Here is an 18,096-nt window from a genome sequence, read left to right as displayed (position 1 = left end):
CGTGCGCGCCGTGGGATCTCCTCGTTCCGGCCCGGCCCCCGGCGCCCGGGGAATAGTCCACCGGGAGGCCCCGTTGCCCGGGCATGAGAGCACTGGCCTACGCACGCTACGGCGACCCCGACGTCCTCGAGCTCACCGAGCTGCCCCTGCCCAAGGTCCCGCCCGGATGGGTGCTGGTGAAGGTGCGCAGCGCCGCCGTCAACCCGGTCGACTGGAAGATCATGTCCGGGGGCCTGGACGCCCTCATGGAGGTCCAGTTCCCCGTGGTGCCCGGCTGGGACGTCGCCGGGGTCGTGGAGTCCGTCGGCATCGACGTGCCCGAGTGGTCCCCGGGCGACGAGGTCGTCGCCTACGCCCGCACCGACTGGGTGCACGGCGGCACCATGGCCGAGTACGTGGCCCTGCCCTCGCGCCTGCTCGCGCCGAAGCCCGCGTCCTCGGACTGGGACCGGGCCGCCGCCCTGCCGCTGGCCGGGCTCAGCGCGTACCAGGTCCTCGGCCGCCTGGGAGTCGCCGCCGACGAGACCGTGCTGATCCACAACGCCTCCGGCGGCGTGGGCGGCTTCGCGGTCCAGCTCGCGCTCGCCCGCGGCGCCCGGGTGATCGGCACGGCCTCGGAGGCCAACCACGACTACCTGCGCGGGCTCGGCGCCGAGCCGGTCGCCTACGGGGACGGCCTGCCGGAGCGCGTCCGCGCGCTCGCGCCCGGCGGGGTGGACGTCGTCGTCGACCTCGTGGGCGGGGTCGTGGAGCAGACCCTGGCGGTGCTCGCGGGGGGCGGCCGGCACGCCTCCATCGCCGACGACGCCGTCGAGGCCCACGGCGGCACCTGGATGTGGGTGCGCCCCTCCGCCGAGGACCTCACGCAGCTGAGCCGCCTGGTCGACGGCGGCGCGGTGCAGGTCGAGCTCGCCCGGACGGTCCCGCTGGACGAGGCCGCGGAGGCGTACCGGCTCAGTGCGCAGGGCCACGTCCGCGGCAAGATCGCCGTCCGGATGCCCTGAGCCCCGCCGGGCCCCGCCCCTCCGGGCCCGGTGCGTGCACCCATGCCCCCCGCGAGCGCGGGGAGCATGGGTGCACAGCAGGCTTACTGGCACAATGAGGCTGTGACCGACCAGACGGAGATCCTCAGAGCGCTCGAGGACGCGCGGGCCCTGCTCGCGGCGTCGAGCCTGCCGCTGTCCACGAGCACCGTCCTGCGGGAGCGGGAGGACGTCCAGCGGGCGGTGGCTCAGCTCGACGACTACGTCCTGCCCCGGGTGCGCTCCCTCGACGCCCCGCTGCTCGCGGTGGTGGGCGGCTCCACCGGCGCGGGCAAGTCCACGCTGGTCAACGCGATCGTGGGCCACCCCGTGACCCGGTCGGGGGCGATCCGCCCCACCACCCGCCAGCCCATCCTCATCCACCACCCGCGCGACGCCGAGGCGTTCTCGACCCAGCGGGTGCTGCCGCACCTGAGCCGGATCCACGCGCGGAAGGTCACCCCCGCCGGCTCGGGCGCCGCGGACACGTCCTCGCCCCGGTCCCTGCCCGGCACGGCGGACGGGCAGGCGCTCGTGCTGCTCGCCGAGCCGCGCATCCCGGAGGGCGTCGCCCTGCTCGACGCCCCGGACGTGGACTCGATCTCCGACGAGAACCGCCGCCTCGCCGGGCAGCTGCTGGCCGCCGCCGACCTGTGGCTGTTCGTCACCACCGCCAACCGCTACGCCGACGCCGTCCCGTGGCGGCTGCTCGTGGAGGCCGCCCAGCGCGACATCACCGTGGCGGTGGTCCTCGATCGGGTCCCGCCGGGGCTCGAGGCCGAGATCCAGGAGGACTTGGGGCGGATGCTCGCCGAGCAGGGCCTGGCCGACGCCCCCGTCTTCGTGGTCCCGGAGTCGCCGCTCAACGAGACCGGGATGCTGCCCCCGCCCGTCGTCGCCCCCGTGGTCGACTACCTCGCCGCGCTGGGCCGCGACGCCGCGGCGCGCTCCGAGATCGCCCGCCGCACCCTCGGCGGTGCCGTGCGCTCGATCGCCGACCGCACCGACGCGGCCGGTGACGCCGTGCTCGCCCAGCAGCGCGTCGAGGCGCAGCTGCGCGCGGACGTCGAGCGGGCGTTCGAGGAGGCGCTGGCCTCCGTCGTCGACTCGACCCGGGACGGCACGCTGCTGCGCGGGGAGGTGCTCGCCCGCTGGCAGGACTTCGTGGGCACCGGCGAGTTCTTCCGCAACCTCGAGGCCGGGGTCGGGCGGATGCGCGACCGGCTGACGGCCTTCTTCACCGGCCGGCCCGCCCCGGAGGTGCAGGTCGAGGAGGCCATCGAGACCGGCCTGCAGACCGTGATCGTCGAGGAGGCCGCCCGCGCGGCCGAGACCGCCGAGCGGCGCTGGCAGGCCGAGACCGCCGGGCGCGTGCTGCTCGGCGACAGCGACCTCGGCTCCCTCCCCGCCGACTTCCCCGAGCGCACCGGCGAGCAGATCCGCGCGTGGCAGAGCGACCTCATGGCGCTCATCCAGCGCGAGGGCGCGGGCAAGCGGACCCAGGCCCGGGCGATGTCCCTGGGCGTCAACGCCCTGACCGTGATCCTCATGATCGGGGTGTTCTCCATGACGGGCGGGCTCACCGGGCTGGAGGTCGGCATCGCCGGCGGCTCCGGCGTGGTCGGGACCAAGCTCCTGGAGGCCGTCTTCGGCGAGGACGCCGTGCGGCGCATGGCCGAGGAGGCCCGGCGCAACCTCGAGGTGCGCATCCACGAGCTCATGGACGAGCAGGCGGACGTGTTCCTGCGCCGCCTCGACGTCCTGGAGGGCCACCCGCAGGCCCACGAGCTCAAGGCCGCCGCCGAGCGGGTGCGCGCCGCCGGGCGCGGCGTGGGGGACGGCACCACCGGGGACCCGGGCGGGGACCCGGGCGGCAGCTCCGCCGTCGACGGCACGGGGGAGCGCCGGTGAGCCCGGCGAAGCAGGCCGCCCCGACCCTGTCCGAGCGGCTCACGGCGCTGGCGCGCGCCACCGACCTCGCCGAGGGCCGTCTCGACGACGACGCCGTGGCCACCGCGCGCACCGTGCTCGACCGTGCCGCCGAGCGCCGCTCCCTGTCCGCCGACCACACGGTGGTCGGTTTCTTCGGGGCCACGGGCTCCGGGAAGTCCACCCTGTTCAACGCCGTCGTGGGCCGGGAGATCGCCCGTACCGCCGCCCGCCGCCCCACCACTTCCCAGCCCCTCGCGGCGGTGTGGGGCGAGGCCGGCAGCGAGCCCCTCCTGGACTGGCTCGACGTCGCCCAGCGCCACCACGTCGACACGCCCCTGCCCACCGGGCAGGAGGACGCGGGCCGCTGGAGCCGCGTCAAGGGGCGGTTCACCGGCGCGCCCGCCCCCGAGGCCCCCGGCGGGCTGATCCTGCTCGACCTGCCCGACTTCGACTCCGTGAGCCTGCACCACCGCACCATCGTGCAGCGCCTCGTCGGGATGGTCGACGTCGTGGTGTGGGTCGTGGACCCGCAGAAGTACGCGGACGCGATCATCCACCAGGAGTTCATCGCGCCCCTGGCCCGGCACGGCGCCGTGACCATGGTCGTGATGAACCAGGTGGACCGGCTCCCGCCCGCCGAGGTCCCCGCGGTGATGCGCTCCCTCGAGGAGCTCGTGGCCGAGGACGGGCTGCCGACCACCGGGCTGTCGAAGCCCGTGGCCGTCTCCGCGCTCACGGGGGAGGGCGTCGAGGCCCTGCGCGCCCGGATCCGGCAGGTCGCCGACTCCCGGGCCGCGGCCGGGGCCCGCCTCGACGCCGACGTCACCGACGCCGCCGAGCTCCTCGCGCAGGCCTCCGGCGGCGGCGAGCCGGCCGGGATCACCCCGCAGGCCGAGGAGCGGCTCGCCGACGGGCTCGCGCAGGCGGCCAACGTGTCCGGCATCGCCCGGGCCGCCGGGAAGTCCTACACCCTGCACGCCACCGGGCACACCGGGTGGATCGCCACCCGCTGGCTGCAGAAGTTCCGCAAGGACCCGCTGCGCCGGCTCAACCTCGACCGCGGCGACAGCGTCAACCCCGAGGTCAACCGCACCTCCCTGCCGCCCCTGGGCGCCGCTCAGCGGGCCGCCGCGGACTCGGCCGTGCGCACGTTCGCGCACGACGCGGCCTCCGGCGCGGCCGAGCCCTGGACCCGTTCCCTTCGCCAGGCCGCCCGCACCCACGAGGCGCGCCTGCCCGACGCGATCGACCAGGCCATCGCCCGCACCGACTTCCGGGCCCGCCGCACGTCCTGGTGGTGGATCGTCTTCGACGTGCTGCAGTGGCTCGCGATGCTCGCCGTGGTGGCCGGCCTCGTGTGGCTGCTCGGACTGTTCCTGCTCGAGTACTTCCAGATCCCGGTGCCCCCGCCGCCCTACGTCGAGGGCTTCCCGCTGCCGGTGCCCACGCTGCTCGTGCTGGCCGGGGTGGTCCTCGGGCTGTTCCTGGCCCTGACCGGGCGGGTCCTCGCCGGCTTCGGCGCCCGGATGCGGGAGCGCTCCGTGCGCCGGAAGCTGCGCGCGTCGGTCGCCGAGGCGGGACAGCGCACCGTCGTCGAGCCCGTGCGGGCGGAGCTCGAGGCCTTCGCCGCCTTCCGGGCGGCGCTGGCGGCGCTGCGGCGCTGAGGCCCCTAGTCCGGGCGCCGCTCCCAGCGGCGGGCGGGGACCGGGTCCAGGGCGACGATCCATCCGCCCGCGACGCCGACGGCGAGCAGTACGGTGGCGAAGCCGATCGCGGGCGCGCCGTCCCACGCCAGGGCGTCGCCGTACCTCACCAGGGCGATCGCCTGCAGGAGCGCGAAGACGAGGGCGCTCAGCCCGAGGGGGCGGACGGTGCGGGCGTCCCCCCTCCACCGGGCATACGCCGCCGCCCACCCCAGGCCGACCAGCCAGGCCCCGAGCGCCCTCGCCGTGAGCGGGGTCAGCGGCCAGGGCCACAGCGTCGCGGCCTGCGCGGGCAGTGCCAGGAGCGCGGCGCCGACCGTCAGCTGCGCAGCGGCGATGCCCCCCAGGAGGAGCCGCAGCCCGGGCGGCAGAGGCGCTCGGGCCACCGCCGCGCAGTCCGCGGCCGGCTGCCGGGACCGGGTCTGGCGCCGGCTGACGTCGAGCATCGCCACGGGCACCCCGGCGTAGATGGCCAGCCACGCCCAGGCGGCGACCCGGGCCAGCGGCGGGTGGTCCGGCGACAGGTGGAAGCGCTCGAGGTGGAGCAGGGTCACTGCGAGGGTCAGTGCCGTGAAGACGAACACCGGCCAGACCGCCAGCCTCGCCCGGTCCCAGCCGGCGGAGCGGGCGCCCGCCACCTCGAGGACCGCGCTCGACCAGTACGCCGCGCCGAGGAAGACGGCGGTCATGGGCGGCTCGATGGTCCAGGCGAACCAGTCCGCGGTCCGCAGCGGGAACACGAAGAGCACCAGCCCCGCGAGGAACACCAGGAACGCGGCGACGTAGAGCAGCCTCCGCACCGACGGGACCACCGCGGCGGCCTCAGCCGAGGGGCGCATCGCCGACCGGCTCCTCGGGGACGGCCGCCCGGGCCGCGGGCGGCGGGTGCTCGGCGAGGTAGCCGTGCAGGAGCGAGACCACGGTCGCGCCGTCCCCGACAGCGGTCGCCACCCGCTTGATCGAGCCGGCCCGGACGTCGCCGATTGCGAAGACGCCCGGCATGCTGGTCTCCAGCGGCAGCGGGGCCCTGGCCGGTCCGGCGTCCCCGGTGTCCCAGGTGCCGCCCGTGCGCAGGAACCCGGAGCGGTCGCGCAGCACCGTGGCGGGCAGCCACGACGTCCGCGGCGCCGAACCGATCAGCACGAACAGGCCGGCCGCCTCGATCTCCTCGGTGGAGGCTCCGCCGGAGCCCCCGGTGGCGGCGACCTCGACGGCGGCGAGAGACCCGTCCAGCTCTCGGGCCCCCACGACCACGGTTCCGTAGCGGATCGTCACGTTCCCGGTCGCCTCGAGCTGGGCGATGAGGTAGTCGGACATGGTCGCGGCCAGGGAGGGGCCCCGCACCAGCAGCGTCACGTGCTCCGCGTACCGCGCGACGTGCAGGGCGGCCTGCCCGGCCGAGTTGCCGCCGCCCACGACGCAGGCAGGCTGCCCGGCCAGCGACGGCGCCTCGGAGACGGCGGCGCCGTAGAAGACGCCCCTGCCGACCAGCTCCTCCAGCCGGGGCACGCCGAGGCGGCGGTAGTCCACGCCCGTGGCCACCACGACCGTGCGGCCCCGCACGACCCCGCCGTCGGACGTCGTCACCGTGCGCACGGCCCCGTCGGCCCCGAGGCCCTCCACCTGGCGCATGAACAGGAAGTCGGTGCCGAAGACCCAGGCCTGCTGGAAGGACCGGTAGGCCAGGTGGGCCCCGCTCACGCCGCGGGAGAAGCCCGGGTAGTTGCGGATCAGCGAACTGGTGCCGGCCTGGCCCCCCACGGCCTGCTGCTCCACGACCATCGTGGAGAGCCCCTCGGACGAGGCGTACACCGCCGCGGCGAGTCCGGCGGGGCCGGCGCCGACGACGACGACGTCGAAGACCTTGTCCGTCGGCGGGGGCCGGTTCAGCCCGAACGCGTCGGCGATCTCCAGGTTGCTGGGGTTCACGAGGACGGTCGGCGGGGAGGTGAACTCCAGCACCAGGACCGGCAGCTCGGGCTCGTGCAGGCCCAGGCCCGCCAGCATCCGCTGCGTCGCCGCGGACCCGACCGGGTGGAAGCCCACGGGGATGTGGTTGCGACCGAGGATGTCGCGCAGCGAGTGGGTCCGTCCGTCGCGCTGCTCCCCGATCAGCCGGACCGCCTCGAACCCTCCGCCCTGGGCGAGGTGCCAGTCGTCGAGGGCGTCGGTGATCGCGCCGTGGAACTCCTCGTCGCGGGGGCCCTCGGGGCGCAGGACGAGCAGGTCGGCGTGGCCCCGGGCGACGGCCCCGAGCACGGCGGGGGCGCTGGCGAAGTCGCCCCAGGTCACCGCGACGGCCCGTTTGGCGGCCGGGTGGTCGACGTAGGCGCGCCGCAGGAAGTCCAGCCCGTCGCGGTCGGCAGGACCGTAGCACCCGACGATGAGGGCCACCGCGCGATGCCAGCGGCGGAGCCCCTCGAGCACCGCCCGGGCATGGGCGTGGTCGCCGCAGACCACGACCTCGTAGTCGGCGCCGTAGCGCCGGCGCAGCTCATCTCCCAGGATTGCCCGGGAGACCGGGTCCTTGGTCGCGAGCAGCATGACCGGAGCCGAGTCATCCATGGCCGCCACCTCCGGGCGGGTTCCTGGCCGGATGGCGTTCACGCTACTCGCGCGGGAATCCGGGGCGCAAGAGGAGCTCTGCGGGCCCCGGCGCTCGCAGGCACGGTCCCGGCGCTACTGCGCGGCGGCCCGCACCGCCTCCGTGAGCTGGCGGGCCGCCTGCACCACGACCTCGGCGTGCAGGCGCCCGGGCTGGCGGGTGAGCCGCTCGATCGGCCCGGAGATGGACACGGCGGCGATCACGCGCCCCGACGGCCCCCGCACCGGCGCCGACACCGACGCGATCCCCGGCTCGCGCTCGCCCAGCGACTGGGCCCAGCCGCGGCGGCGGACCCCCGCCAGGACCGTGGCGGAGAAGCGCGCGTGCCGCAGCCCCTCGAGCAGGCGGTCGTGGTCCTCCCACGCCACGAGGACCTGGGCGGCGGAGCCCGCCTTCATCGACAGCTGCGTGCCCACGGGGATCGTGTCCCGCAGGCCGATGGGCCGCTCGGCCGAGGCGACGCACACACGCCAGTCGCCCTGCCGGCGGAAGATCTGCGCGGACTCCCCGGTGGCGTCGCGCAGCTGGACCAGCACGGGCCCGGCGGCGGCGATGAGCCGGTCCTCGCCCGCGGCGGAGGCCAGCTCCACGAGCCGCGTGCCCAGCACGAACCGGCCCTGGATGTCGCGGCCCACGAAGCGGTGGTGGGCGAGGGCCACGGCCAGGCGGTGGACCGTCGGGCGGGCCAGGCCCGTGGCGGTCACCAGCTGGGCCAGCGTGGCAGGGCCCGCCTCGAGGGCGTCGAGGATCATCGACGCCTTGTCGACCACGCCCACACCGCTGGGCGAGGAGCCGGCCGGCAGGTCGAGGCCCTCGCCGCTGCCCACCCCGCCCAGGGGACTGCCCAGGGGCGCGCCGGACGGGTCCATGTGTCCAGATGTGTCCATGTGCTGATACTGGCGTCTCAGCATGTGAGAAGCAAGCCGAAAAGCTGGTCTGCGGGCGACGTCGGCACGGACCATGGGAGCACCACGTTCCTCAGGCGGCGCGCCCATCCGGCGCGGCCCCAGGCAGCACGGAAGGATCCGCCATGCCGGACACCCAGTCCACGACCCCCTCCCCGATCTCCGCGACGTCCGCGCCCTCCGCCGCCCCGGCGCCCGGACGCACCCTCGCCGAGAAGGTCTGGGCGGACCACCTCGTGCGCAAGGGTGAGGACGGGCAGCCGGACCTCCTCTACATCGACCTCCACCTGCTGCACGAGGTGACCTCCCCGCAGGCCTTCGAGGGGCTGCGGCTGGCCGGCCGGGGGCTGCGGCGCACGGACCTGACCATCGCCACCGAGGACCACAACACCCCCACGCAGGACATCTTCTCCCGCATCGCCGACGACACCTCCCGCAAGCAGATCGAGACCCTGCGCGCCAACTGCGCGGAGTTCGGCGTGCGCCTGCACTCGCTGGGCGACGCCGAGCAGGGCATCGTGCACGTGGTGGGCCCGCAGCTGGGCCTGACCCAGCCCGGGATGACCGTGGTGTGCGGCGACTCCCACACCTCCACCCACGGCGCGTTCGGCGCCCTGGCCTTCGGCATCGGCACCTCCGAGGTCGAGCACGTCATGGCCACCCAGACCCTGCCGCTCGCGCCGTTCCGCACCATGGCCGTCAACGTCGAGGGCACGCTGCGCCCCGGGGTCTCGGCGAAGGACGTCATCCTGGCCGTGATCGCGAAGATCGGCACCGGCGGCGGGCAGGGCTACGTCCTGGAGTACCGCGGCTCCGCGATCCGGTCCCTGTCGATGGAGGCGCGGATGACCATCTGCAACATGTCCATCGAGGCCGGGGCCCGGGCCGGGATGATCGCCCCCGACGAGACGACGTTCGACTACGTCAAGGGCCGCCCGCACGCCCCCGAGGGCGCCGACTGGGACGCGGCCGTCGAGTACTGGCGCACCCTGCGCAGCGACGACGACGCCGTCTTCGACGCCGAGGTGTTCCTCGACGCCGACGAGCTCGAGCCGTTCGTCACGTGGGGCACCAACCCGGGCCAGGGCGTGCCGCTGTCCCAGGCGGTGCCGGACCCCGAGCAGCTCGGCGACGAGAACGACAAGGCCAACGCCCTGCGGGCCCTGGAGTACATGGGCCTGACCGCGGGCACGCCCATGAAGGAGATCCCGGTGGACACCGTCTTCCTGGGCTCCTGCACCAACTCCCGGATCGAGGACCTGCGCGCCGCGGCCGAGATCGTCAAGGGCCGCACGAAGGCGCAGAACGTCCGCATGATGGTGGTCCCCGGCTCCGCGAAGGTGCGCCTGCAGGCCGAGGCCGAGGGCCTGGACAAGGTCTTCACCGCGTTCGGCGCCGACTGGCGCTTCGCCGGGTGCTCGATGTGCCTGGGCATGAACCCCGACCAGCTCGCCCCCGGGGAGCGGTGCGCCTCGACGTCGAACCGCAACTTCGAGGGCCGCCAGGGCAAGGGCGGGCGCACGCACCTCGTCTCGCCGGTCGTGGCCGCCGCGACCGCCGTGCGCGGCACGCTGTCCTCCCCGTCCGACCTGGCCTCCGCCTGACCGGCGCCCCACCCGAAGGAGACCTCCCATGGAGAAGTTCACCACCCACCGGGGCGTCGGCGTCCCGCTGAAGCAGTCCAACGTGGACACCGACCAGATCATCCCCGCCGTCTACCTCAAGCGGATCACCAAGACCGGCTTCGACGACGCCCTCTTCGCGGCCTGGCGCAAGAACGAGGACTTCGTGCTCAACCGGGAGCCGTACCGCCACGGCTCCGTGCTGGTGGCCGGGCCCGACTTCGGCACCGGCTCCTCGCGCGAGCACGCGGTGTGGGCGCTGCGCGACTACGGGTTCAAGGTCGTGATCTCCTCGCGCTTCGCCGACATCTTCCGCGGCAACTCCGGCAAGCAGGGCCTGCTGGCCGCGCAGGTGGACCAGGCCGACGTCGAGCTGCTGTGGAAGCTGATCGAGGAGCACCCCGGCACCGAGATCGAGGTGGACCTCGAGTCCCGCACCGTGACGTGCGACACGGTGACCGTGCCGTTCTCCATCGACGACTACACGCGCTGGCGCCTGACGGAGGGCCTCGACGACATCGGGCTGACCCTCCAGCACGAGGACGAGATCACCGCGTTCGAGGCGGCCCGCCCCGCGTTCAAGCCCACCACGCTGCCCGCGCGCACCTGAGCCCCACGGCGGAGCCCCGGCCCGGCGCAGCCCTTCGGGGCCGCCGGGCCGTGCGCTGTTCCGGACCCGGCGGCCCCGGCCGTGTCCGGGGGCGCTCCGTGGGGAAACTACACTGTACGGGTGCCGCCTCCGCTCGGGGGGCGGACCGGCAACAGCAGATCGGAAGGTCATGAGCAGCGCACTGCACATCACGGGCGGGGTCCCCCTCTCCGGACAGGTCACCGTGCGAGGTGCCAAGAACCTCGTTCCCAAGGCCATGGTGGCCGCCCTCCTGGGATCGACGCCCTCCACCCTGGCCAACGTGCCGGAGATCAAGGACGTCCAGGTCGTCACCAACCTGCTGTCGCTGCACGGCGTGGAGGTGGGCCGGGAGGACGGCGTCCTCACCCTCGACCCCTCGAACGTCACCACGGCGCGGCACGCGGACATCGACGCCCACGCCGGGGACTCCCGGATCCCGATCCTGCTGTGCGGGCCCCTGCTGCACGCCCTCGGCGAGGCGTTCATCCCCGACCTCGGCGGCTGCAAGATCGGCGACCGGCCGATCAACTACCACCTCGACGTGCTGCGCCACTTCGGCGCCCGGGTCGAGAAGCTCGCCAACGGCATCCGGATGAGCGCCCCCCACGGGCTCACCGGCGCCAAGGTCGAGCTGCCCTACCCCTCCGTCGGCGCGACCGAGCAGGTGCTGCTCACCGCGACCCGCGCGGAGGGCCACACCGAGCTGCGCGGCGCGGCCACCGAGCCCGAGATCATGGACCTCATCGCCATCCTGCAGAAGATGGGCGCCATCATCACCGTGCAGACCGACCGGGTGATCCGGATCGAGGGCGTGCCCGAGCTCACCGGCTACCGCCACCGGGCGATGCCCGACCGGATCGAGGCGGCCTCCTGGGGCTCCGCGGCCCTCGCCACCGGCGGCGACATCTTCGTCGCCGGCGCCCGGCAGTCCGACATGATGACCTTCCTCAACACCTTCCGGAAGATCGGCGGCGGCCTCGACATCACCGAGGACGGCATCCGCTTCTTCCACCCCGGCGGGGACCTCAACCCGCTGATCGTGGAGACCGACGTCCACCCCGGCTTCATGACCGACTGGCAGCAGCCCCTCGTCGTCGCCCTGACCCAGGCCAAGGGCGTGTCCATCGTCCACGAGACGGTCTACGAGAACCGCTTCGGCTTCACCGGGGCGCTCAACCGGATGGGCGCCACCATCCAGCTGCACCGCGAGTGCCTGGGCTCCGTGCCCTGCCGGTTCGGGCAGCGCAACTTCGTGCACTCCGCCGTGATCTCCGGGCCCACCCCGCTGCGGGCCTCCGAGATCAACATCCCCGACCTGCGCGGCGGCTTCTCGCACCTCATCGCGGCCATGGCCGCCGCGGGCACCTCCCACGTGACCGGCGTGGAGCTCATCAAGCGCGGCTACGAGCACTTCACCGACAAGCTGACGGGGCTCGGGGCGTCGTTCGAGCTCGACGGCGAGTGAGCCGGTCCCGCCGATGAGCCGCACCTCCGACCGCAGCCTCTTCCGCGTCCTGGCCGGCGTGGTGAAGCCGGTGTACCGGCTGGTCGCCCGGATCAGCTGGACGGGGGAGGAGCACTTCCCCGCGGAGGGCGGGTTCGTCGTGGTGGCCAACCACCTCACCGAGCTGGACCCCCTCACGCTCGCCCTGACCCTCTACGACAACGGGATCATGCCCCGGTTCCTCGCGAAGGAGTCGCTGTTCCGCGCCCCCGTGCTCGGGACGGTGCTGCGGGCGACCGGCCAGGTGCCGGTGCTGCGCGGCACCGCCGACGCCGCGGCCGCGCTCACGGCCGCCCGGGCGGAGCTCGAGTCCGGCGGGGCGGTCGTCGTCTACCCTGAGGGCACCCTGACCCTCGACCCCGAGCAGTGGCCGATGGCCGGGCGCACCGGGGCGGCGCGCCTGGCCCTCGCCACGGGCCTGCCGGTCGTGCCCGTCGCGCACTGGGGCGACCAGGAGGTGCTCGGCCGCGACCCCTCGGGGAAGCGCTCCGTGCGCCTGTTCCCCCGCCGGGAGGTGCGGGTGCGGATCGGTCCGCCCGTGGACCTGTCCCCGTGGCGCGACGACGTCCCGGAGCTGGAGCACCCCGCGGGGACCGACCGCGCCCGGCTGGAGGACGCCACCGAGGCGATCATGCGCGCCGTCACCGCCGAGCTCGCCGTGCTGCGCGGCGCCGAGGCCCCGCCCCGGCCGTGGGACCGCCGCCGAGGAGGACGACTGTGACCGGGGCCGGCGCCGTGCCCGGCACCCCGCCGGCCGCCCGGTCCGCCGCCGGCCCCCGGAAGGCCGCCGTCCTGGGCGCCGGCTCCTGGGGGACCACCTTCGCGAAGCTGCTCGCCGACAGCGCGCGGGAGACCGCCCACGCCCGCCACGAGCCGCTCGCGCGCACCGTGGTGCTCTGGGGCCGCGACGCCGCCGCCATGGACCACGTCGCGCGCACCCACGTCAACGACCGCTACGTCCCCGGGATCCGGCTGCCCGAGCGGCTGGCCGTCACGGGGGACCTCGCCGCCGCGGTGCGGGGCGCGGACCTCGTGGTCCTCGCCGTGCCCGCCCAGTCGCTGCGCGCCCAGCTGCCGGCCGTGGCAGCGCTCATCGACCCGGACGCCGTCGTCCTGTCGCTGGCCAAGGGCCTCGAACGGGACACCGGGCTGCGGATGAGCGAGGTCATCGCCGAGGAGCTCGGGCGGGACACGGGCCTGGGCGCCGAGCACTGGCGGGCGCGCACGGGCGTGCTCTCCGGGCCGAACCTGGCCATGGAGATCGCCGAGGAGCAGCCCACGGCCTCCGTCGTGGCCGCCTCCGACCCCGCCCTCGCCGCCTGGGTGGCCCGCGCCTGCCGCACCCGCTACTTCCGCCCGTACACCAACACCGACGTGGTGGGCACGGAGGTCGGCGGCGTGGTGAAGAACGTCATCGGCCTGGCCGTGGGCATCGCCGACGGCCGCCACTTCGGGGAGAACTCGAAGGCGTCCATCATCACCCGCGGGCTCGCCGAGACCACCCGCCTCGCCCTGGCCCTCGGTGGCCGGCTGGAGACCCTCTCCGGGCTGGCCGGGATGGGGGACCTCGTGGCCACGTGCTCCTCCCCGCTGTCCCGCAACCGCACCGCGGGCCGGCTGCTGGGCCTCGGCAAGACGATGGCCGAGGTGGAGGAGGAGATGACCCAGACCGCGGAGGGCATCAAGTCCGCGCCCGCCGTGCTCGCCCTGGCCCGCGGGCACGGCGTCGACATGCCCATCACCGAGGCCGTGGTCGCGGTCCTGCGGGAGGAGATCGACGTCGACGACCTGGCCCCGCTGCTGCTGGGCCGCGAACTCAAAGCCGAAGGAACCGATTCATGACCCCCCACACCTCCCCGGTGCCGGACACCGCCGCCCGCCCCTGCGTCGCCGTGCTCTTCGGCGGGCGCTCCAGCGAGCACTCCATCTCCCTCATCACGGCCCGCGGCGTGCTCCAGGCCATCGACCGGCGGAAGTGGGACGTCGTCACCGTGGGCATCGCCACCTCCGGGGAGTGGTTCCTGTACCCGCAGGAGGAGCTCGAGCGGCTGCTCGAGCAGAGCCCGATCGCGGAGCTGCCCGTGGGCGAGGAGCGCGTGAGCCTGCCCCTGGAGGTGGGGGAGAGCGAGCTGCTCGTCCGCCAGGCCGGCCCCTGCGGGGAGACGGTCACCCGCGACCGGCACATCGACGTGGTCCTGCCCCTGCTGCACGGGCCCTTCGGCGAGGACGGCACCCTGCAGGGCCTGCTCGAGCTCGCCGACCTGCGCTACGTCGGCTGCGGGGTCACCGCCTCGGCGATGGGCATGGACAAGCACTTCATGAAGCTCGCCTTCGAGGCCGCCGGCCTGACGGTCGGGCCCTACGCCGTTGTCACCGACCGCCAGTGGCGGCGCGACCCCGAGGACGTGCGCGCCCGGATCGCGGCGCTCGGCTTCCCGGTGTTCGTCAAGCCCGCCCGCGCCGGGTCCTCGTTCGGGATCACCAAGGTGGACGGGCCCGAGGGCCTCGACGCCGCGATCGACGCCGCGCGCGAGCACGACCGGAAGCTCGTGGTCGAGGCCGGCATCCCGGGCCGGGAGATCGAGTGCTCCGTGCTCCAGGGCCGCGGCACGGACCCGGCCCGCACCTCGATGCCCGGGGAGATCGAGATCGTCGACGAGCACGCCTTCTACGACTTCGAGGCGAAGTACGTCTCCCAGGCCTCCGCGAAGCTCAGCTGCCCCGCGGAGCTGCCCCAGGAGGCCGTCGACGCCATCCGCGCCGACGCGGTCACCGCCTTCGAGGCGCTCGACGGCGAGGGCCTGTGCCGCGCCGACTTCTTCTACACCCCCGACGGGCGCGTGGTGATCAACGAGGTGAACACGATGCCCGGGTTCACCCCGATCTCGATGTACCCGCGGATGTGGGCGGAGTCCGGCCTCGCCTACGGGCAGCTGATCGACGAGCTGCTCACCCTCGCCCTGGAGCGGCCGGTCGGCCTGCGCTGACCGGCCGGCGCCGGCGGGTGCCGCCGGCCGGGAGGACCGGTGCTCGGCGCCGCCCGCCGGGGCCCTGGCCGGTGTGGCGGGACGCGCGTATCGTGGACGGAGGTCGAGCAGGGGCCGTGGGACACCGCATGCGACGAAGGATGCTCTCATGGACCACAAGCTCTCCGTGCTCGTCCAGGTCGACCTCGAGGGCCACGACGTGCGCCTGTTCGTCACCGGATGCCTGACCGAGGTCAACCAGCACGCTCTCTACCCCCTGATCCGCCGCGCCAGGACGCTGATCCCCCCGGTGACGGTCAGCGTGGACCTCACCGCCGCCGAGCACGTGGAGGCGATCGCGGTGGACCTGCTCCGCTGGGCGGTCGACCACGACGCCGGCATGGAGGGGGCCAGCCCGGTGGAGCTGCTCACCCCGACCGGGCTGCCCGACCACCCGCCCGCGCCGGCCCGGATCACCCACCACCTGCGGGCCCCGGGATGGGCGCCGGCGTGAGCGGGCGGTCCCGCGGGGGTGTCCGGCCGTGACCCGGGCGCGGGCACCGCGTCAGAGCCCCTCGAGGGTGTCCTGCAGGTCGAGGCACTGCCGCTCGGCCGGGATCTGCTCCACGGCCGAGCCGAGCTCCACCAGCAGGGTCGAGGAGGCGACCGCGTCGCTGTCGAAGACCACCTCGACCGCGGGGTCCCGCCCGAAGGTCGTCGCCGTCCAGGTGGCCCCGCCCTCCTCGTCCTGGCGGATCAGCCAGTCCACACCGTTCACGGACGAGCACGGGTCCGTGGTCGGTCCGGGCGGGGCGACCCCGCAGCGCACGACCGCCGCGGTGGGCTCCCCGTAGGCCGTCGTGCCCTGGCTCGTGGTCTCCCGCTGCCCGTGCTCGCCGACGACCTCGGGCATCGCCACCATCGCCGCCGCGCACCCGGGGTCGGCGGCGTTCTCGGCGGGATCCACGGTCACGGCGGGGGTGCAGCCGGTGAGGACGGCGGCCAGGGCGCCCGCGGCGAGCAGGGCGTGGGCAGGGCGGGGGAGGGGGTGCGAGGGCATGCCCCCAGCGTAATCCGGGCCCGGACCCCCGTACCGCGTCCGGGGCCCTCGTTAGGATGGCGCCATGATCCGACCCCCAGCGGACCCGCCCCCGCCGTCCCCGTCCCGCGACGCGAGCGCGGCCGCCACCGTCGGGGACCTCTCGGAGGCCGAGCTGCTGGAGCGGGTGCTGCCCCTGCTCGTGCGCCCCGCCGACCGGCACGTGCTGCTCGGGCCCGGGGACGACTGCGCGGTGGTCGCCGCCCCCGACGGGCGCTTCGTCGTCACCACCGACACCCAGGTCCAGGACCAGGACTTCCGCCTGTCCTGGCCCAGCGGCGTGGTCACGACCGGCTTCGACACCGGGGTGAAGTGCGCGGCCCAGAACCTCGCCGACGTCGCGGCGATGGGCGCGGTGCCCACGGCCGTCGTCGTCTCCCTCACCCTGCCGCCGGAGACCCCCGTGTCCTGGCCCGAGGACTTCGCCCGCGGCCTCACCGCCGGGTTCGCGGCCATGGGGGCGGACCGCTGCTCCGTGGTCGGCGGGGACCTCGGCGCCGGCCGCGAGCTGTCCGTCACCGCGACCGTGACGGGGGACCTCGAGGGGCGGGAGCCCGTGCGCCGCTCCGGGGCGGGCGCGGGCGGGGTGCTCGCCCTCGCCGGGTCCACGGGCCGCGCGGCGGCCGGCGTGGCGCTGCTCGACGACCCCCGCTACCGCCCCGGCGCCGATTCCGCACTCGACGAGCTCGCCCGGGCGCAGCTGCGGCCCTGCCCGCCCGTGCCCGCCGGTCCCGCGGCCGCCCGCGCGGGGGCCGCGGCCATGATCGACCTCTCCGACGGCCTGCTGCGCGACGCCGGGCGGATCGGCGCCGCGAGCGGCGTCGTCGTCGACCTCGACGGCGCGGCCGTGGCCGCGCTCGCCGAGCCGCTGCGCCCGGCCGCCCGGCTGCTGGGCACGGACCCGCGGACCTGGGCGCTGACGGGGGGCGAGGACCACGGGCTGCTCGCGGTGTTTCCACAGGCCACCCCGCTGCCGGAGGGGTTCCGTGCGATAGGCTCGTGTGCGCCCGCGCCTCCCGCGCACGACGGCCCCCATCCCCGGGTGCTGCTCGACGGACGAGCGCCTGACCTCGCCCTCGGGCGCCGGATCGGCGAAGGATGGGATCACTTTGCACCATAGGATCGGCTCGAACGCGGTCGTCATGCGGCGGTGGCTCGACCTGGCCCACCGCGAGCTCGTGCGGCACAGCCCCGTCCTCGACGCCCTCAACGTCTTCCCGGTCGCGGACTCCGACACCGGGACGAACCTGTCCGCCACCGTGCGCGCCGCCGCCGAGGCCGCCGCGGTGATCGAGACGGGCGACGTCGGGGAGCTGCTCGCCCTCGCCGGCCAGGCGGCGATGGAGGAGGCCCGCGGCAACTCCGGCAGCCTCTTCTCCGTGTTCCTCACAGCCGTCGGCAAGTCCCTCGAGGGGCAGACGCGGCTGACCGCCGAGACGGTCCGGCTCGCCCTGCACGCCGGCCACGTGCGCGCCTGGAGCGTGCTCTCCGACCCGGTGGGCGGGACCCTGCTCTCCGTGCTCGAGGCGGTCGCCGCCGTGCCCGTGCCCGCGGAGGTCGAGGCCGGGTCCAACCAGCAGCTCAAGGACTTCCTGCACGCGGTCGACGGCGCCGCCCGCGCCGCGGTGCTCGCCACCCCGGAGCAGCTGGAGGTCCTGCGCGAGACCGGCACGGTCGACGCCGGGGCCCTGGGCATGCTCATCGTCTTCGACACCCTCGCGCGCACCGTGGGCGGCGACGACCCCGAGGACGCCGCCGCGCTGGACCGGCTGCTCGCCTCCGCCGCCGCGCAGACCCTGCGCCCCCTCGACGCCCCGCACGCGGTGCACGGGGGCGTCGAGGTGATGTGCACCGTCGAGCTGTCCCCGCTGGACGCCGCCGAGCTGCGCCACGAGCTCAGCGAGGTGGGCACCAGCGTGATCATGAGCGCCGTGACCGAGTCCGGGGACGCCTACCGCTGGCGCGTGCACGTGCACGTCGAGCGCCCGGAGGACGCGCTGGCCGTGATCGGCGCCCGGGGCGAGCCCCTCAACCTGTCGGTGACGTCCCTGTCCGAGCCGTCCCAGCCGTCCGGGACGTCGCGGGCCGACGGCCGCGCGGGATGAGG

At 75.1% G+C, this 18,096-nt stretch carries 16 protein-coding genes; 12 read left to right on the top strand and 4 right to left on the bottom strand.

What is annotated here, in order from left to right; translation table 11 throughout:
• Nucleotides 1-83 precede the first annotated feature (83 nt).
• The 3 genes from M3185_RS01565 (at nt 84) to M3185_RS01555 (ending at nt 4,618) form a co-directional block, all read left to right on the top strand.
• Nucleotides 84-1,004, top strand: coding sequence for an NADP-dependent oxidoreductase (locus M3185_RS01565; protein ID WP_251331919.1), 921 nt, complete (start codon nt 84-86; stop codon nt 1,002-1,004).
• A gap of 66 nt (nt 1,005-1,070) precedes the next feature.
• Nucleotides 1,071-2,933, top strand: coding sequence for a dynamin family protein (locus tag M3185_RS01560; protein WP_251331918.1), 1,863 nt, complete (start codon nt 1,071-1,073; stop codon nt 2,931-2,933).
• A complete protein-coding gene (locus tag M3185_RS01555) occupies nt 2,930-4,618 on the top strand; it encodes a GTPase (protein ID WP_251331917.1) in 1,689 nt (562 codons plus the stop codon). Before M3185_RS01560 ends, M3185_RS01555 begins: the two co-directional genes overlap by 4 nt.
• Before the next feature lie 5 nt (nt 4,619-4,623).
• On the opposite strand, the gene M3185_RS01550 is transcribed toward M3185_RS01555, so the two are convergent.
• The 3 genes from M3185_RS01550 to M3185_RS01540 all read right to left on the bottom strand — a co-directional run bounded on the left by M3185_RS01550 (nt 4,624) and on the right by M3185_RS01540 (nt 8,149).
• The gene (locus M3185_RS01550; protein ID WP_251331916.1) at nt 4,624-5,496 is read right to left on the bottom strand and encodes a hypothetical protein; all 873 of its coding nucleotides are present in this window, start codon (nt 5,494-5,496) and stop codon (nt 4,624-4,626) included.
• Nucleotides 5,480-7,222, bottom strand: a complete 1,743-nt coding sequence (locus M3185_RS01545; protein ID WP_251331915.1) for an FAD-dependent oxidoreductase — start codon at nt 7,220-7,222, stop codon at nt 5,480-5,482. Before M3185_RS01545 ends, M3185_RS01550 begins: the two co-directional genes overlap by 17 nt.
• 114 nt (nt 7,223-7,336) lie before the next feature.
• Entirely contained in the window at nt 7,337-8,149 is an 813-nt protein-coding gene (locus tag M3185_RS01540) for an IclR family transcriptional regulator (RefSeq protein WP_285859311.1), read from the bottom strand.
• 143 nt (nt 8,150-8,292) lie between these two features.
• Between M3185_RS01540 and leuC the strand changes: the two genes are divergently transcribed.
• The 7 genes from leuC to M3185_RS01505 all read left to right on the top strand — a co-directional run bounded on the left by leuC (nt 8,293) and on the right by M3185_RS01505 (nt 15,404).
• Nucleotides 8,293-9,771, top strand: coding sequence for a 3-isopropylmalate dehydratase large subunit (gene leuC / locus M3185_RS01535; protein WP_251331914.1), 1,479 nt, complete (start codon nt 8,293-8,295; stop codon nt 9,769-9,771).
• A gap of 28 nt (nt 9,772-9,799) precedes the next feature.
• Nucleotides 9,800-10,399, top strand: coding sequence for a 3-isopropylmalate dehydratase small subunit (gene leuD / locus M3185_RS01530; RefSeq protein WP_251331913.1), 600 nt, complete (start codon nt 9,800-9,802; stop codon nt 10,397-10,399).
• Between the two features lie 169 nt (nt 10,400-10,568).
• Entirely contained in the window at nt 10,569-11,885 is a 1,317-nt protein-coding gene (gene murA, locus M3185_RS01525) for a UDP-N-acetylglucosamine 1-carboxyvinyltransferase (protein ID WP_251331912.1), read from the top strand.
• A 13-nt stretch (nt 11,886-11,898) separates the two neighbouring features.
• Nucleotides 11,899-12,645: a lysophospholipid acyltransferase family protein gene (locus tag M3185_RS01520; protein WP_251331911.1), complete on the top strand. Its 747-nt coding sequence runs from the start codon at nt 11,899-11,901 to the stop codon at nt 12,643-12,645.
• Complete coding sequence (locus tag M3185_RS01515; protein ID WP_374238452.1) at nt 12,642-13,766, top strand: NAD(P)H-dependent glycerol-3-phosphate dehydrogenase; 1,125 nt, start codon at nt 12,642-12,644, stop codon at nt 13,764-13,766. The genes M3185_RS01520 and M3185_RS01515 overlap by 4 nt, the downstream gene beginning before the upstream one ends.
• Nucleotides 13,763-14,911: a D-alanine--D-alanine ligase family protein gene (locus M3185_RS01510; RefSeq protein ID WP_251331910.1), complete on the top strand. Its 1,149-nt coding sequence runs from the start codon at nt 13,763-13,765 to the stop codon at nt 14,909-14,911. Before M3185_RS01515 ends, M3185_RS01510 begins: the two co-directional genes overlap by 4 nt.
• Before the next feature lie 148 nt (nt 14,912-15,059).
• Complete coding sequence (locus tag M3185_RS01505) at nt 15,060-15,404, top strand: hypothetical protein (RefSeq protein WP_251331909.1); 345 nt, start codon at nt 15,060-15,062, stop codon at nt 15,402-15,404.
• A 51-nt stretch (nt 15,405-15,455) separates the two neighbouring features.
• Here M3185_RS01505 and M3185_RS01500 read toward each other — a convergent pair whose 3' ends face one another.
• Nucleotides 15,456-15,950: a DUF3515 family protein gene (locus M3185_RS01500; protein WP_251331908.1), complete on the bottom strand. Its 495-nt coding sequence runs from the start codon at nt 15,948-15,950 to the stop codon at nt 15,456-15,458.
• A gap of 64 nt (nt 15,951-16,014) precedes the next feature.
• On the opposite strand from M3185_RS01500, the gene thiL reads away from it, so the two are divergent.
• Both thiL and M3185_RS01490 read left to right on the top strand, forming a co-directional pair.
• Complete coding sequence (gene thiL, locus M3185_RS01495) at nt 16,015-17,109, top strand: thiamine-phosphate kinase (RefSeq protein WP_251331907.1); 1,095 nt, start codon at nt 16,015-16,017, stop codon at nt 17,107-17,109.
• On the top strand, nt 17,099-18,094 hold the full coding sequence (locus tag M3185_RS01490) for a DAK2 domain-containing protein (protein ID WP_308222162.1): 996 nt from the start codon (nt 17,099-17,101) through the stop codon (nt 18,092-18,094). Before thiL ends, M3185_RS01490 begins: the two co-directional genes overlap by 11 nt.
• Nucleotides 18,095-18,096: the final 2 nt, after the last annotated feature.

Origin of the sequence: Kocuria rosea (assembly GCF_023715525.1) — a bacterium.
Classification (GTDB): domain Bacteria; phylum Actinomycetota; class Actinomycetes; order Actinomycetales; family Micrococcaceae; genus Kocuria; species Kocuria rosea_A.
This window is presented reverse-complemented; position numbering and strand designations above follow the sequence as displayed.